The sequence below is a fragment of the Desulfoconvexum algidum genome (genome assembly GCF_055382125.1).
The window spans coordinates 5936040-5951355 of sequence record NZ_AP042394.1; the positions used below are offsets into that span (position 1 = coordinate 5936040).

The 15316-nt window shown below is 50.2% G+C and carries 13 protein-coding genes; 11 read left to right on the forward strand and 2 right to left on the reverse strand.

Annotation, left to right across the window (positions count from 1 at the left end):
- From ACZ45G_RS26750 to ACZ45G_RS26795, 10 genes are all read left to right on the forward strand, one after another.
- Positions 1-1800 carry an aldehyde ferredoxin oxidoreductase family protein gene (locus tag ACZ45G_RS26750; RefSeq protein WP_464173632.1) on the forward strand — a complete coding sequence of 600 codons (1800 nt, stop codon included), beginning with the start codon at positions 1-3 and terminating at the stop codon, positions 1798-1800.
- A 100-nt stretch (positions 1801-1900) separates the two neighbouring features.
- Positions 1901-2605 (forward strand): 4Fe-4S dicluster domain-containing protein, encoded by a 705-nt coding sequence (locus ACZ45G_RS26755; RefSeq protein WP_464173633.1) that lies wholly within the window; start codon positions 1901-1903, stop codon positions 2603-2605.
- Positions 2602-3840, forward strand: a complete 1239-nt coding sequence (locus ACZ45G_RS26760) for an FAD-dependent oxidoreductase (RefSeq protein WP_464173634.1) — start codon at positions 2602-2604, stop codon at positions 3838-3840. Before ACZ45G_RS26755 ends, ACZ45G_RS26760 begins: the two co-directional genes overlap by 4 nt.
- Positions 3827-5647: a CoB--CoM heterodisulfide reductase iron-sulfur subunit A family protein gene (locus tag ACZ45G_RS26765; RefSeq protein WP_464173635.1), complete on the forward strand. Its 1821-nt coding sequence runs from the start codon at positions 3827-3829 to the stop codon at positions 5645-5647. Before ACZ45G_RS26760 ends, ACZ45G_RS26765 begins: the two co-directional genes overlap by 14 nt.
- Positions 5644-6162, forward strand: coding sequence for a hydrogenase iron-sulfur subunit (locus tag ACZ45G_RS26770; protein ID WP_464173636.1), 519 nt, complete (start codon positions 5644-5646; stop codon positions 6160-6162). Before ACZ45G_RS26765 ends, ACZ45G_RS26770 begins: the two co-directional genes overlap by 4 nt.
- Positions 6159-7013, forward strand: a complete 855-nt coding sequence (locus ACZ45G_RS26775; protein ID WP_464173637.1) for a 4Fe-4S binding protein — start codon at positions 6159-6161, stop codon at positions 7011-7013. Before ACZ45G_RS26770 ends, ACZ45G_RS26775 begins: the two co-directional genes overlap by 4 nt.
- Positions 7003-9057: a formate dehydrogenase subunit alpha gene (fdhF, locus tag ACZ45G_RS26780; protein WP_464173638.1), complete on the forward strand. Its 2055-nt coding sequence runs from the start codon at positions 7003-7005 to the stop codon at positions 9055-9057. The genes ACZ45G_RS26775 and fdhF overlap by 11 nt, the downstream gene beginning before the upstream one ends.
- Complete coding sequence (locus ACZ45G_RS26785; RefSeq protein ID WP_464173639.1) at positions 9035-9475, forward strand: 4Fe-4S dicluster domain-containing protein; 441 nt, start codon at positions 9035-9037, stop codon at positions 9473-9475. Before fdhF ends, ACZ45G_RS26785 begins: the two co-directional genes overlap by 23 nt.
- A gap of 55 nt (positions 9476-9530) precedes the next feature.
- Positions 9531-10799 (forward strand): 4Fe-4S binding protein, encoded by a 1269-nt coding sequence (locus ACZ45G_RS26790; RefSeq protein WP_464173640.1) that lies wholly within the window; start codon positions 9531-9533, stop codon positions 10797-10799.
- Positions 10796-12061 carry an aldehyde ferredoxin oxidoreductase N-terminal domain-containing protein gene (locus ACZ45G_RS26795; RefSeq protein ID WP_464173641.1) on the forward strand — a complete coding sequence of 422 codons (1266 nt, stop codon included), beginning with the start codon at positions 10796-10798 and terminating at the stop codon, positions 12059-12061. Before ACZ45G_RS26790 ends, ACZ45G_RS26795 begins: the two co-directional genes overlap by 4 nt.
- A 111-nt stretch (positions 12062-12172) precedes the next feature.
- Here ACZ45G_RS26795 and ACZ45G_RS26800 read toward each other — a convergent pair whose 3' ends face one another.
- Positions 12173-12379 (reverse strand): dodecin family protein, encoded by a 207-nt coding sequence (locus ACZ45G_RS26800; RefSeq protein WP_464173642.1) that lies wholly within the window; start codon positions 12377-12379, stop codon positions 12173-12175.
- Positions 12380-12556: 177 nt separating this feature from the next.
- On the opposite strand from ACZ45G_RS26800, the gene ACZ45G_RS26805 reads away from it, so the two are divergent.
- A complete protein-coding gene (locus tag ACZ45G_RS26805) occupies positions 12557-13759 on the forward strand; it encodes an aldo/keto reductase (RefSeq protein ID WP_464173643.1) in 1203 nt (400 codons plus the stop codon).
- Here the strand turns inward: ACZ45G_RS26805 and ACZ45G_RS26810 are convergent.
- Positions 13756-15264: a DHA2 family efflux MFS transporter permease subunit gene (locus ACZ45G_RS26810; protein ID WP_464173644.1), complete on the reverse strand. Its 1509-nt coding sequence runs from the start codon at positions 15262-15264 to the stop codon at positions 13756-13758. The two genes, ACZ45G_RS26805 and ACZ45G_RS26810, sit on opposite strands and share 4 nt — an antisense overlap.
- Positions 15265-15316 lie beyond the last annotated feature (52 nt).

Consider the following 15316-nt stretch of genomic DNA (forward strand, 5'->3'; position numbering starts at 1 on the left):
ATGGCCAATTCAAAAGGCGGACATTTCGGAAAAATACTGGAAATCGACCTGACCCATCAGAAAACCAAGACTGTAAATATTGATTCAGATACCTGTAAACAATATATGGGCGGTTGCGGCCTGGGGACACACTTCCTTTTTAACCAGCTTGAGACAAAACAGGATCCCACTGCTGAAAATAGCCCTATCTTTATCGGTGGAGGGCCTCTCACCGGCACAGCCTGCGCTTCCACCCGGTGCAGTTTTGTCAATAAAAGTCCTTATACGGGCTTGTTAAGCCATGCCGAAGTTGGTGGATTTTTTGGCAACGAAATTAAATGGACCGGATGGGACGGCATCATGATCACGGGCAAATCAAAAAAACCGGTTTATCTGCTGATCCAGGATGACAGGGTCACGTTCAAAGATGCGGGTAAGCTGTGGGGAAAAGATACCCATGTAACCGAGGAAACCATTATTGAAGACAGTCTTGATTCCGGCACCAAGGTGGCCTGCATCGGGCCTGGTGGTGAAAATGAAGTGCCCTACGCCTGCGTGCAGGTCGAGCGGTTCAGGGCGGCGGCCCGGACCGGTACAGGGGCTCTCATGGGAAATAAAAAGCTCAAAGCCATTGCTGTCCGGGGGACCAAATTTGTTCCAGTGGCGGACCGGGAACTTTTTCACAAGAATGCTGCCGCCAATAAGCAGTTTTCAATTGAACACGAAGGCTGGCAGGGCATGAAGCGCTGGGGGACCGCAGGTCTGCTCGAACTCAAACATCATGTGACCGGTTCGTTGATTACCAAGAATTTTCAAACCACCTGGTATCCGGATATCGAAGAAATCGGTGCCGAAGAAGCCAATCGGCGTTTCTGGAAGCGGCACACGGCCTGTTACAATTGCCCGAACCATTGTATGAAACTGGGGGTAATCCGCGGCGGGAAGTATGACGGCCTCATTGCAGAAGGTCCTGAATACGAAACCGGTGGTCTTCTGGGCAGCAACCTGGGTATTGCCGACTTTGATCTCATGATGGCCGCCATAGAAATGTGTGATGCCATGGGCCTGGATGCCATATCCACTGGCGGGTCCATTGGGTTTACCATGGAGCTTTTCCAGCGGGAAATCCTCACGGCCAGGGACCTGGACGGAATGACCCTTGAATGGGGAGATGGTGAAGCGGTTGTGGAAGTCATCAAAAAGATTGCGTTTAAAGAAGGCAAGGTCGGTCAACTGCTATCCAAGGGTGTCAAAAAAATGGCCGAAGAAATCGGCGGTGACGCCATGGACTATGCCTGTATTGTCAAGGGAAAGGAAATGGCCGCCCATGATCCACGAGGAGACAAGCCCCGGGGTGTCAGTTATGCCATGGGAACCTGTGGCGGAGATCACCATGAAGGCAGCAGCCCAAAAGGTCAGGCGGCAAGGTGTATGCACAATTCCCTTGTTATCTGTTCTTTTGTTGGCGGATACTGGTCGCCAAAAATGTTTACGGATCTGCTCAATCCCCTGTGCGGGTGGAATATGTCCGAGGCAGATTTCTGGACCACAGGCAAACGAATCCGGACTCTGGAGCGATGTTTTAACGTCCGGGAAGGAATCAGCCGCAAGGATGACACCCTTCCCAAACGGATGCTGACGGAAAAACTGCCCGAGGGACCTAAAAAAGGGGTTTTATTCTCACCTGAAGAAATGAAAAAGGTGCAAGATGATTATTATGCCTATTTTGGATGGGATGCAAACGGTATCCCCACTGAAGCAACCCTCAAATCCCTGGGGCTTGAATTTGCCATTGACTCGGTTAAACGTTCAATGGCCTGACAGATAGAAAAATGATGAAACAGAAATTAACTATAAGCCGGGATTTGATTTTCAGCTAATAGTTAATCTCTGTCCATCTGCGATATCCTGGAGAATCCCAATGGAAAATTCCCGAAGGAATTTTATTCAATTTTTGGTCGGTGCTTTTGTGTCAGGGTCAGTGTTTACACTGTTCAAGGCCAGTCCGGCCAGGGCGCTTGCAAGACCACCGGCAGCCCTTGTAGAGGATGATTTCTTAAAATTCTGCACCCGGTGTCATCAATGCATTGATGTCTGCCCGGCCGATGCCCTTCACCCGGCTTCGATTCTGGATGGTATTACCAACATTGGAACACCGGTTCTGGACGGTCCCAAATGTATTTTGTGCATGGAGTGTGTCAGGATATGTCCGACCCCTGCTATTAAGAAAATTCCCAAACAGGAAATTGTTCTGGGCAAGGCGGTTATCAATACGGACTCCTGTCTGGCCTGGCAGAAAAAAAAACGGTGCAAGGACTGCTACCGTGCGTGCAAATCAAAAGCCATTAAATTAAAAAAACGACGGTATCCTGAGATCATAGCAGACAAATGCAACGGCTGCGGGCTTTGTGTCCAACGGTGCCCGGCGGTTGCTGGAACACTTGAAATAAAATATGATCAGGCCGAACGGTATCCTGCCGACGCGTCTCATTTTGCCCTTTGTCTGGAAAATCGTGTGGCACCCTATGAATTTGCTCCGGATGATTTTGGTACCTGGCTGAAAAAACGAATTACAAAAATTGGTAAAAACCATGGGTTGACAATGGCTGAAAAGGAAGATCAATGAAGGGAAAAACAGATGAACATTTTTCTGTAATCGTGGTGGGGGGAGGCGTAGCAGGTCTCACCGCAGCTCTTGATCTTGCCCGTGCCGGTCGCCCGGTCCATCTGATCGAAAAAACTGCGGTTTTAGGCGGTCAGGTGGCAAGGCTTGATAAATTGTATCCCACGGATCATTGTGGGTTTTGTCCGGTGTGGACCCAGGCAAGGCTTTGTCTTGGACATCCTTTGATTACCGTGCATACCCATTCTTGTGTCGAGGCTGTGACCCAGGGACAAGAACAGATTCAAGCCGTTATCCGCCGTGATTTGAACCGGATTGATCCAGGGCGTTGTATCTTGTGCAGCCGGTGTGAAAAAGTCTGTCCTGAAGGGGCTGTCTCTCCCACAATTGCCCATGCCCTGCCAAGAACTTTTCTTGTGGATGTCGATGCCTGTACAGGATGCGGCAAATGCGTAGCGGCCTGTCCCACCCATGCCATTGATATGGAAAGGAAACAAGATAAAATAAAAATTTTAGCTCAAAACATTATCTGGGCAACGGGATTTACGGATTCCAATATTTTGGCTCTGCCGGAACTGGGCTATGGCAGTCACCCCAACATCATGACAGCCCTGGAATTTGAAGCCCTGCTGTCTGAATCAGGCCCGGGCAGGGGACATGTTTTAACACCTGAAGGAAAGGTTCCTTGCCGTATCGCATTTGTCCAATGTGCCGGCGCACGGGATCAAAGAAACCTGGCGTATTGTTCTGCTGTGTGCTGCATGCATGCCCTTAAACAGGCCCGATGGGTTAAGCAACGAGATCCTGACATGGATTGCGTAATTTTTTTCACGGACATGCGCACCCAGGGCCGTCATTATTACGATTATTATCGGAAAGCAGTTCAGGAACAATCCATTACCCTGATCCGGAGCAGGCCAGGGCTGATTTGTCCGCTGCCGTCGGGGGCTGGCCTTGCTGTGCGGTATGAAAATACCCTTACCGGACAATTGGATATTCAGCAGTTTGATCTGGTTGTCTTGAACGGGGCACTGGAGCCCTGCCAGAAAAAGGATAAAGGACCTTTTTTCTCGTCATTGACAGATGATAACGGGTTTGTCGGCAATATGCCGGATCAGAATCAGACCCTGGCATGTGGATTCTGCAAGGCACCGGCAGACGTAGAGATGTCGGTTATTCAAGCCTCTTCTGCCGCCATGCAGGCATATATAGGGAACGGGATCAATGGAACAAAATAAACAAATGATCTGCTTTTTATGCCGGTGTCATGGAGAGATTGATTCCGGGTATAAAGAGTTTAATCAAACAGAAAAACAAATTAATCTTGAACTTGTAAAAGCAAGGGTTCTGGCCGGATACCCCTTTGTGAAACAAGTGAAAATTTTTGACTCCCTTTGCCTGGATCAAGATTTTTTTGAGATGGCCAGGCAGATTCAAGACTGCGGCGTATCAAAGGTTTTGATCTGTGCCTGTGCATCAAAAGTTGATGAAATCAGGACAGGACTGAAAAAACAGGTGGACGCCATAATTGAATTTGCAGATATCCGGGAGGGGTGTGCATGGATCCATCCGGCCGGCGATAATTTTGCCTTTGAAAAAGCCTGTGACCTGGTTAAAATGGCCATTGTATCCCTGGCTGAACAGGAAATTTCTTCTTTTCCCGGCCCCCCCCTACAAACTTCGGTGCTTGTGGTGGGGGCAGGGCCTGCCGGACTTGCTGCAGCAAGAGCGCTGGCTGAATCCGGAATCCGGGTTCATCTGGTTGAAAAAACCCGTCAAACCGGGGGCATGCTCAGGTTGATTCACACAGTGGGACCGGGCAATGTCTCCCCTGAAGCCTATCTTTCCGGCTATGTTGAGGCCATTGAAAATAATCCGTTGATTACCGTGTATCTGTCTGCAAAGCTGATTTCCATTGATGGCGATGCAGGATGCTTTACCGCACGGATGACCCTTGACCAGAAGGAGGTTGCTGTCAATGCCGGCGCTGTGATTCTGGCCATGGGTGCAAGGGCTATCCTGCCCCGAACTGAGTATCGATACCGGGAACTTGCCGGCGTTATCTCGGCCATGGAACTGGAGCGTAATCTTAAAAAAGGTGCCACCATACAGGGGCCTGTGGTGTTTATTCAATGCGTGGGGGTCAGGAATGAAACCCGGCCGTATTGTTCAGCCATCTGCTGTCCTGTGACCTTGAAAAACGCCATTCAAATTAAAACAGACCATCCTGAAACCCGGGTCATTGTTTTCCACAGGGATATGATGTGTCCCGGGGTTGAACTTGAGCAGTATTATCGCAGGGCAAGGGGCCTTGGGATTGTTTTTATCCGGTTTGATGAAAGCGCGCCCCCTGTTGTCCTTGGGGAAAAAATGGTTGAACAAGTTGAATGCCTTGATACCAAGGGCCGGGGAATAAGGGTTCCGGCAAAAACCATCGTGTTGAGCACAGGTCTTGCCCCGCATCCAGATACCAATGGGGTATTTAATAAAATTACCCTTGCCAGACAGACTCAAAAGGATGAAGGCTCCCAGGATTTTTTCAGTGTAAAACCGCTCATGAACCCTGTACAGACAGATGTGCCCGGGGTCATGGTCTGCGGGTCTGCACGGTGGCCTGTTCTGGCTGACCCGGCAGCAACCCAGGGGGAAGCGGCCGCCATGAAAGCCTTAACATTTCTTGCCGGGAAAGGAGTGGAGAGTCGGTTTCAAGAATCCAAGTTTGCCATTGCCAGGGTAAACACAGACAGATGTTCAGGGTGTGGGAACTGTGTTGCGGCCTGTCCGTTTGAAGCCTGCAGTCTTGAGCCCAAAGAAGGCCGGCTCCATTGCCGGGTCAATCCATTTCGCTGCACCGGGTGCGGCACCTGCGTGTCGGTGTGCCCCAACAACAGTATTCAATTGCCCGAGCAGACATCCCAGGCCATTGGCGCCATGCTTCTGACGGCTTTTGGGGAAGAAAATACACGAGTTAAAGAAAACAGCACCGACATATTGAAAAACCAGAAAAGGCCTGCCGCCGGAACTGGCAGGAAAATTGAAAAATGAGCAGACAAGCGCCGGAAAAAATAACAGACAAGATTACCAGAGAAAAATTGGGCCCGAAGATCCTGATTTTTGCCTGCCGATACTGCCCCTTAATCGGAGCAGAAGAAGCCGGCCGGCAAAAACTTGATATCCAGGAAAATTTCAGGGTGATTTCTGTGGAATGTATTTCCAGGGTGGAACCGGATGCAGTGATCCGGGCATTTTCCCTGGGGATTGACGGGGTGGCTGTACTGGGCTGCCATCTGGGCGGATGCAGATATAATGATGCCAATCATAGAAGCGCAAAACAGATGAAATTGCTTGCTACCCTTCTTGACACGGTGGGCATTGATTCCAAGAGGCTTTTGGTAAGCTATGGTAAGGCCCACGAGGCACATCAATTTGCCGGCCTGATCCATGGATTTGCAACCGTACTGGAAAAGCTGCCAAGCCTTTTATCCGCCCGGTCGGACCAGAAGAATGGCCAATCCGGTCAACGATGTGAACACCCCGGTCAAGCCGGGCAACAGGTATGAATATGCTTGAACATGCAAAAAAAATTGTGAACGCTCTTATTGAATCCGGTAATAGCAATGGCATCCTCGGCCTGATCCAATCGGAAAGCGGGATTAGTCCCCATCTTTTTGAAGATGAACGAGATGTTGACTCTCTTGTTCTTTCTCCAAAGTGGATTTTGGCCAAAATTGCATCCTCACTTCTTGAACGGCTGCCCCATGATTACAAACTTTCGGTGATTTGTCGGGGATGTGATGAGCGGGCACTCAACGAGCTGATTAAACGCAACCAGGTGGATGGGACACGGCTGAACATCATTGGCATGGCCTGTGATGAGGACCAGGCAAAAGCCTGCCTGTGCACTGCCCCTACCCCCTCTTTTGTGGATATCGGCACCCCTGTCAAAGGGGTTGATCCCTGGGCGGATCCTCATGCCAGAGCCTTTATTGAAGGGGATATTCAGGTGCGAAGAACACTTTGGCAAAAGGAATTTGCAAAATGCATCAAGTGTTATGGCTGCCGCAATGCCTGCCCTTTGTGCAATTGTTCGGACTGTAAACTGGCAGATGCGCTCTGGGGCAGCCAGGGGAAGATACCCGCAGACCCTATTTCTTTTCACCTGATCCGGGCGTTTCACCTAGCCGATATCTGCGTGGGCTGCGGAGCATGCCAGGATGCCTGCCCTGTGGGGATTCCCCTGACACTGCTGCAGTTGCCCATGCGCAGAGCCCTTGACGAGGATTATGGGTATTGTGCCGGTTCAGACAAGAAACAGCGATCCCCCCTTTTTTCCAACCTGACCAAAGAACCTAGTGTTGGTTTAAACCTGCCAGCCTGGACAGATTCACGGGAAACAGACCATGAAAATTGAATTTATAAAAACCATTTGCCCCTATTGCGGATGCGGCTGCGGCCTGATCCTTGAGGTGGCGGATGGCGTTATCGTAAAAACCAGGCCAGACAGGGATCATCCAGTTTCAAAGGGTCATCTTTGTATGAAAGGCTGGAACGCCCATGAATTTGTCCATCACCCGGAACGGCTGACCTCTCCCCTTTTAAAGGGGAAAAATGGATTTCAAAAAATTTCCTGGGATGACGCCATAACACTTGCCATGGAAAAATTTCAAGCGGCGGCGGATACCTACGGGCCAGATGCTGTGGCAGGGTTGAGTTCGGCAAGGTGCAGCAATGAAGAAAATTATCTTTTTCAAAAATTGATCCGGGCGGGTTTCCATACCAATAATGTCGATCATTGCGCCCGGCTCTGCCACGGGCCCACAGCTGCGGCCATGGCCCGGGCCTTTGGAAGCGGTGCCATGACCAACTCCATTGATGATCTTGCCGGGGCGGACTGCATCATCATGTTCGGCTCCAATGCAGCCGAAACCCATCCCATCATCATGGGCCAGATTTATAAAGCCTGTGCAAATAATGCAGCCCTCATCGTGGTGGATCCCAGGACCACTGAGCCTGCAAAAAATGCAGACTTTCATCTACCTGTAAATTTTGGTGCGGATATTCCCCTGATTAACGGAATGATGCGGCATATACTGGACTGTGGTCTTGAAGACCGGTCGTTTATTTCCCAGCGTACCCAGGATTTTGAGGTCATGAAGAAAGAACTTGCATCATGGCCCATGGAACGGGCAGCCCAAATATCGGGTATTGCGCCGGAAACAATCGCAAAGGCGGCAGAATGCTATGCACGGGCCAAAAATGCCTCGATTGTCTTTTGTATGGGGCTTACCCAGCACAGCTGTGGCACGGCCAATGTTCATGCCGTCTGCAATCTGGCCATGCTCTGTGGGCAATTGGGTCGACCGTTTTGCGGGATCAACCCTTTGAGAGGACAGAACAATGTCCAGGGCGCCTGTGATATGGGCGCTTTGCCGGACTTTTTGCCCGGCTATCAGAGCGTGACAACTCCTGGGGTCAGGTCAAAATTCCAGGCCGCCTGGGGATCTTCTTTATCTGCCACGCCAGGTCTGACCGTTACAGAAATGACGGCCAGCGCTGGAAAGACGGTGCGGGCGCTTTACATTATGGGGGAAAATCCCATGATGAGTGACCCGGATATCCATCATGTGAAAAAGCGTCTGGGAAAACTTGATTTTCTCATGGTTCAGGATATTTTTTTGACCGAAACCGCCCGTTTGGCGGATCTGGTTCTACCCGGCGCCTGTTTTGCCGAAAAAACAGGAACCTTTACCAATACAGAACGTAGGGTTCAGGTTTTGAGAAAGGCGGTTTCTCCCCCGGGTGAGGCTCTGGATGATTTTTCCATTCTCTGTCGTATGGGCAATGGGCTGGGGCTTGATTTTAATTATAAAAATCCGGGCGAGGTCATGGATGAGCTTGCCGGTCTGACCCCCATTTACGGGGGAATAACATTTTCCCGACTGGCATCCCATGGACTGCAATGGCCCTGTCCGTCCCAGGATCATCCCGGTACGCCCTATTTGCATAAACAGACTTTTTCCCGGGGCCGAGGGCTTTTTGTGGTGCCCGATTACAACCCGCCCAGGGAGATGCCTGACCCGGACTATCCGTTTGCCCTGGTAACAGGACGGATGTTCTGCCATTACCATACCGGTACAATGACCCGTCGGTCTAGGACCCTCTGCCAGGAGTCAGCAACGCCATTTGTACAGATTCATCCACAGGATGCGCAGGTGTTCGGCATATTACAAGATGATAGTGTCCGGGTCTCCACCCGGAGGGGCAGCATTGTTTTGTTTGCAATGCTGACAGAGGATGTCAGGCCGGGGTCCTTGTTTGTGCCGTTCCATTTTGCAGAGGCCCCGGCCAATGCCCTGACCCATGAAGCACTGGACCCGGTCTCAAAGATTCCAGAGTTCAAGGCTTGTGCGGCAAGACTTGAAAAGGAAAAAAATGTTGATAAACAAGATTCTTGAAGACTCTGGAGCTGTTTTTTGTGTGGATTGCGGAAAATGCGTGGCCGTGTGCCCCATGGCTGAAATGTATCAGGATTTTTCCGTGGATATCTCACCCCGGGGAATTATTCAAAAAGCGCTCAGGCGAGAAAATATCCTTGAGGATGCGGGTCTGTGGTGTTGTGTTGGGTGTAATGCAGGCGCCCAGGTCTGTCCGGAAGGCGTCAATTGCAGAGAATTGATCAAAGGGCTTCGAAATGCAGCGCTAAAGCAAAATTTGAATGGCAAAATTCAGTCGTGCAGTCGCTGTGGCGCCATGGTGACCACACTGCCGGTGTCTGATTATATTCAAAAAAAACTGACCGGAAAAAAAATAATGCTGAACCTTTGTCCGGCCTGCCGGCAGCAGGTCTACATGGAAAGAAATACGCTGGGATAATGCAGGGAAACGTTTTTGCCCTATCCTTTTACCATAATGTGAGTTGGAATTTAAAATGCCGGAATCTATTCAGTTGAGTATCGATGACATACGGCCTTTGCCTGGCAAGGTAAAATCCATAAAACATCCGCCAACAATTGTTTTTAACCCTTCTCTATGCACCGGATGCGGGACCTGTGAAATGGTCTGTTCAGCACGACAGGTTCATGCCATTGCGCCGTCATCGGCAGCCGTTAAAAACCTTCGCTCTGAAGAGCGGGGCAATAATTTTACCCTGCTGTGCCTCCATTGTAAGGACCCCCTGTGTATTCCGGCCTGTCCGGTCCGTGCCATTGAAAAGGGAGAAGACGGGATTGTCCGGATTAACCCTGATCTGTGCACGGGATGCGGTATCTGTGCCCTGGTTTGCCCGGAGGCTGCCCCCATGATCTCCCCTGACGGAACCGTCAGAAAATGTGACCTGTGTGACGGTGATCCAGCTTGCGTAAAACACTGCCCGGAAGGTGCCCTTACCTTTACCCGGGGCAAACGGCTGGGCTGGATTCGATGGATCCGATGGCCGGTTCAGACCCTGGCATTTTTTATGCTGGTGATGGTTCTGGCCGGCACCTTTTGCTATTTTAAAGCCGGATATGTGTCTCTGGCATGTCCTGCTGGCTTTTTACAAAATCTTGCCTCAACAAAGATGCTGATACTGACAAACCTTGCTTCTGCATCGGTGCTCATTTTGCTGACCCTTTTTTTCGGGCGAATTTTCTGCGGCTTTATCTGCCCTTTCGGTTTTGTTCTGGATCTTGTGGGAAAGATAACACCAAAGTTGGGCCTGCCCCGATTTTTAAAGGGACGGCTGATCAAATACGGTATTCTGGCCGGGGCAGTAGCTACCAGCGCGGGTCTGGGTGGCCAGTCGTTCTGTACGGTCTGTCCCATTGGAAGCCTTTGCCGGTCCTATGGCCCCAACGGCATGCTCAAAGGATTTCAGATGGGAATAATTCCGGTTGTTGCCGCTCTTGAAATAGGAGAAAAAAGGTCCTGGTGCCGATATTTTTGTCCGGTGGGGGCTGTCCTGGCCTTTGCAGCAAAGATTGGGTTTATCAAAATTGTGATTGGAGCCCAGCAGTGCAAAAAATTTTCCTGCATGAAATGTGCGGATGTCTGCCCCATGGGAATTATCGACAAAGAGGCTTTGCGACAGGGAATTTCACCCATAATCCCCATGTCCGAATGCATCATGTGCATGCGCTGCATCGATGCCTGCAGCTACGGGGGTGCCAAGATCAGGTTCAGGTGGCAAAAGAGTGCTCCCACAGGAGGAAAAATATGAATCTTTCGGGCGGGCTTATGAACAGACGTATTGCGACTGTGGATCTTGAAAAAACATCCATCCTACAGACAACACTAACAGCAGAAATGACCGATTTCATAGGCGGGGCTGCGGTGAATACCCTTTTGCTGGAAAAATACAGCAAGCAGATGCCCCTGGTTCTGGGAACCGGTCCCCTTACCGGCGGGTTTGCACCGGCATCCTGCCTGATGGCTGCATCTTTTCCTTCAAAGGACAAGGGGATTTGCCATGTTCCGGTGGTCATTAAATCCGGGCCGATGCTCAAGCTTTCCGGGCTAGATTTTGTCGTATTTACAGGCAAGGCTCCCCGGCCCTGTGTGGTGGTCATTTCAAAGGGAAATATCCAGGTTGAAACAGCATATGACCTTGCAGGAATGAGCATTCCCGCAACGGTGAAACGATTAAAAGCCAGGGGTATGAAAGAAATTGTCCTGGTGACCGGGCCGGATGCCCATTCTTCCAGCAGGCATCATTCTGCTTTTACTTCTGTGTTTGGTGGCTTTGACCGGTGCGGCCTGGCCGGTTATATGGCATCCAAAAACATTCGAGCCATTGTTATCAACGGCGGGGGCGAGATTTCTTTTGCTGACAAGGATCTTGAGACGGATCTGGTTTTAACCGGTCAGGTTCACAACCAATTGCCCAGAAGAAGGTCTTTGGCGGTATTGGGAAAAATCATGGGCAGTGATTCTGCCAGAAAATTGGTAAAAAAATATTTCCTTCATTCCCATGCCTGTTTTCATTGCCCTGTGGGGTGTATTAATTTTTTAAAAACGCCTGACACGAAAATTGGCACTGAACAGGTTGATTCCCGGGGCGTTTTTATCCTTGATCATCAGGGCTTTTCAACTCTGGCTCAAAACCATCCAAAAGATGCCCATATCCTGATGAAAAAAGCCTTGGCCATGGGGGTGGATCCATTGGCTTTGGCAGAGAAGATGGACGAACGGACAAGGATCAAACAGGCAAACGAACCATTGCCCCCTGGCATATCCATTGATACCTATCAGCGTTTTGGCGGTGCACTGCCACAAATTATTCCCCAGAACACAAAGCAGTCTTTCAGTACATGGGAGGAGCGGGTGGCTTTTTCCATGATTGTCGGCGTCTGTCCCATTCCACAATTAATTTTTCCGGCCATGTCACCCTCTGCATTGATGCCCTTTATCTCCCGGGATAAAGACCAGGCTGAAATTTTTTACAGCCGCCTTGAAAAAAGCATTCAAAAAGTTTTGGGTTGATGCTTTTTTCAAAGACGGATCAATCACTATTTGATTACAAGAAGTGACAGCTTTTTTTACAAGATGATAAATAAAAGGTGCTACTGCCAAAAGCAATACCTGATTTATTCATTATTCAAGTTTAAATGAGACTTTTAATTTGGTACGGTAACCAATAATTCGGTTAGCCTCCAGGCGCATATCCATCATGACAACCTCAGCCACACGAATATCATGAACAGTTTTGTCAACTGTTGCAATAGCAACCTTAGCAGCATCTTCCCAGGAAGTTTCAGAAAACCCTACGACTTCAATTATTTTGTAAACACTTTTTTCCATGAAAAATCTCCTTTTAAAGGTTAAATTTTTACAAATATTCTTGTCATCCTTCAAAATTAATAAATGCATAAATAATGCCATCGAGGGTACCGCGTCATATATACTGCATTGACTTGGGAGCAAACTTTTTTTATCCTTGCCTGTAAACCTTACAAAATCATATGACGGAGAAATTCCATGCTTTATAGAAAAATGCCAAAGACAAATGAACGACTGTCTGCCCTTGGATTTGGGTGCATGCGCCTGCCCGTGCTCACCGACGGTAAGATAGATGAAAAAAGAGCCATTGCCCAGATTCGCCACGCCATCGACCAGGGGGTTAATTATATTGATACGGCCTGGCCCTACCATGGCGGGCAGAGCGAACCCCTTGTAGGGAAAGCCCTTTGCGATGGATACCGGGACAAGGCCTATATTGCCACCAAATTGCCATCCTGGATGGTCCGAGATCGGGCCCACATGGACAAGTTTCTCGATGCCCAGCTCAAACTGCTGCAAACAGATCAAATTGACTATTATTTGATTCACAACCTGGCCGGCCCCATGTGGGACAGGTTAAAACAAATACAGGTCCTGGAATTTCTCGACCGGGCCAAACAAAGCGGCAAAATCAAATATGCCGGATTTTCCTTCCATGGCCGGGTGGATGATTTTCAAACCATTGTGGATGACTATCCTTGGGAATTTTGCCAGATCCAGTACAACTACCTGGATGAATTTCACCAGGCCGGAACCCAGGGACTTGAGTATGCCGCCCAAAAAAACCTGGGCATCATCATCATGGAACCGCTTCGGGGCGGAAACCTGGGCGCGCCTGAGCCCCCTCCGGAGGTGAAGGCGATCTGGCAGGAGGCCCCGGTCACCCGAACACCGGTTGAGTGGGCATTGCGCTGGGTCTGGGACCACCCACAGGTCACGGTGGTATTGTCCGGCATGAATGAAGAGGCCCACATTGAAGAAAACCTGAAGATTGCAGCTGCTGCCCCGGCCAATTCCCTGACCCCCCAGGAACATGGCCTGATCAAACGAGCCGCAGATACCTACAAACGATTGATGAAGGTCAACTGCACCGGATGTGAATATTGCAAGCCCTGTCCGTCCGGCGTCAATATATCAGCGGTCTTTGAAGTGTTGAACAAGCTCCATTTGTTCAAAAATGAAGCCGAAGCCAAATTCATGTACGCCATCCGCTGCGGCGGAATTTTCAACCGGGGAGAAACCGGATATGCCTCCCAGTGCGTCCAATGCGGGGAGTGCCTGGACAAGTGCCCCCAGGGAATTGCAATTCCCGATTTCCTGGAGATGGCGGTCCAGGACCTGGAAGACGACAAAACCCCGGAACGTCTGGCCATGGGCAAAAAAATGCTGAATATGGATTAGGCGGATTTGCCGGGCAAAAAAGCCACAAGGCACAGACTGACCAGGGAAACGGTAAAAACAATGGCAAAGGCTGAATAAACCCCGTTTGCAACGGCTTCCTGGAGGATTTTGGCAGCCCCTTGGGGGATCAGGGCCTGGAAATCGGCCTGGAACAGATTTTCCATGCTCTGGTTTAACCTATACACAATGGCTTGGGGCAATTGGCTGCCGGCGGCTTCAAGGCCATCCATTAACCGGGAGGTGACCATTCCCCCGCAAAGACCCACCCCGATAGTTCCCCCCAGGGTTCTTGAAAATTGATGAAAGGAGGTGGCAACCCCCAAATTTTCCGGTTTCAGGCTGTCCTGGACAATGAGCAGAGTGGAAAGGATGATGAACCCCATGCCGAATCCCACCACCTGGAAGACCAGAAAACACTGGGTCATGGAGGTTTCCCGGGAAAACCCAAGGGTCAGGCCGGTACCCAGCACCATGAGCAATACCCCGGCCAGGGTGGCCCGCTTCTGGCCCACCAGATGCATAACCCGGCCGATAAGAAGGGACCCCAGGGACCAGCCAAGACTCAAGGACAGCATGGCATATCCCACCTGGAGGGGGGTAGCGCCAAGGGCGCCCTGGAGAAACAAAGGCGCATAGGCGAACAGGGAAAAAGTCGAAAAACTGGCACAAAAACCAATGATGTTGCCAAGGGCAAACCCGGGAATTTTAAAAAATTTAAAATTTAAGATAGGATCCTTTGCACTTTTTTCCGCCAGATAGAACCCGACCCCCAAAAGGAGGGTACAAAAAGCAAGAAGGATCAGCCGAAACGAATCCCAGGGCAACTCGCGCCCCCCCACCATCACCAGGATCAAAAGTCCCAGGATAAAGCCGGTCAGACAAAAGACCCCGGCCCAGTCCAGGTGGACCTGGCCGGGTTTTTCCCGAAACTCCTTGAAAAAATAAAAGATGCCCAGAAGGGAAAAAATTCCCAGGGGCAGGTTCATTAAAAAAATCCAGCGCCAGGAAAAAAAAGTAACAATAAACCCCCCAAGGGTAGGACCGATGAGGCTTGAGATTCCCCAGACAGAACTTGCAAGGGAGAGGGTCTTTGCCCGCTTGCCAAGAGGGGAAACATCGGACAATACCACATAGACCAGGGCAAAAATTCCCCCGGCACCGATTCCCTGGAAAACCCGTGCAACCACCAGAAATCCCATGGAAGGCGATGCCCCTGCAGCCACCGAGGCGACGACAAAAAGGCCGATTGAGATCAAAAACAAGCGTTTGGTGGGATAAAGATCCGAGAGCTTTCCAAATACCGGCAACGAGACTGCCCGGGCGAGAAAATAGGCCGAATACACCCAGGCATAGAGGTGAAGCCCGCCAAGTTCTGTGATGATGGTGGGCATGGCAGCAGACATGACCAGGGCATCCAGGGCCCCCAGAAACAATGCCAAAAGGGCAGCACCAATGATCCAGGATCTGCTGGTGTCCTTTTTGTCCTTCTGGTCAGTTAAATTCATTCTGATCCCATCTCCCCTATACTGGCAAATTAAATACCAATGATGAGATTAA

Coding starts and splice junctions, on each gene's coding strand:
- ACZ45G_RS26750 (WP_464173632.1), top strand. CDS start 1: ATGGCCAATTCAAAAGGCGGACATTTCGGAAAAATACTGGAAATCGAC.
- ACZ45G_RS26755 (WP_464173633.1), top strand. CDS start 1,901: ATGGAAAATTCCCGAAGGAATTTTATTCAATTTTTGGTCGGTGCTTTT.
- ACZ45G_RS26760 (WP_464173634.1), top strand. CDS start 2,602: ATGAAGGGAAAAACAGATGAACATTTTTCTGTAATCGTGGTGGGGGGA.
- ACZ45G_RS26765 (WP_464173635.1), top strand. CDS start 3,827: ATGGAACAAAATAAACAAATGATCTGCTTTTTATGCCGGTGTCATGGA.
- ACZ45G_RS26770 (WP_464173636.1), top strand. CDS start 5,644: ATGAGCAGACAAGCGCCGGAAAAAATAACAGACAAGATTACCAGAGAA.
- ACZ45G_RS26775 (WP_464173637.1), top strand. CDS start 6,159: ATGAATATGCTTGAACATGCAAAAAAAATTGTGAACGCTCTTATTGAA.
- fdhF (WP_464173638.1), top strand. CDS start 7,003: ATGAAAATTGAATTTATAAAAACCATTTGCCCCTATTGCGGATGCGGC.
- ACZ45G_RS26785 (WP_464173639.1), top strand. CDS start 9,035: ATGTTGATAAACAAGATTCTTGAAGACTCTGGAGCTGTTTTTTGTGTG.
- ACZ45G_RS26790 (WP_464173640.1), top strand. CDS start 9,531: ATGCCGGAATCTATTCAGTTGAGTATCGATGACATACGGCCTTTGCCT.
- ACZ45G_RS26795 (WP_464173641.1), top strand. CDS start 10,796: ATGAATCTTTCGGGCGGGCTTATGAACAGACGTATTGCGACTGTGGAT.
- ACZ45G_RS26800 (WP_464173642.1), bottom strand. CDS start 12,379: ATGGAAAAAAGTGTTTACAAAATAATTGAAGTCGTAGGGTTTTCTGAA.
- ACZ45G_RS26805 (WP_464173643.1), top strand. CDS start 12,557: ATGCTTTATAGAAAAATGCCAAAGACAAATGAACGACTGTCTGCCCTT.
- ACZ45G_RS26810 (WP_464173644.1), bottom strand. CDS start 15,264: ATGAATTTAACTGACCAGAAGGACAAAAAGGACACCAGCAGATCCTGG.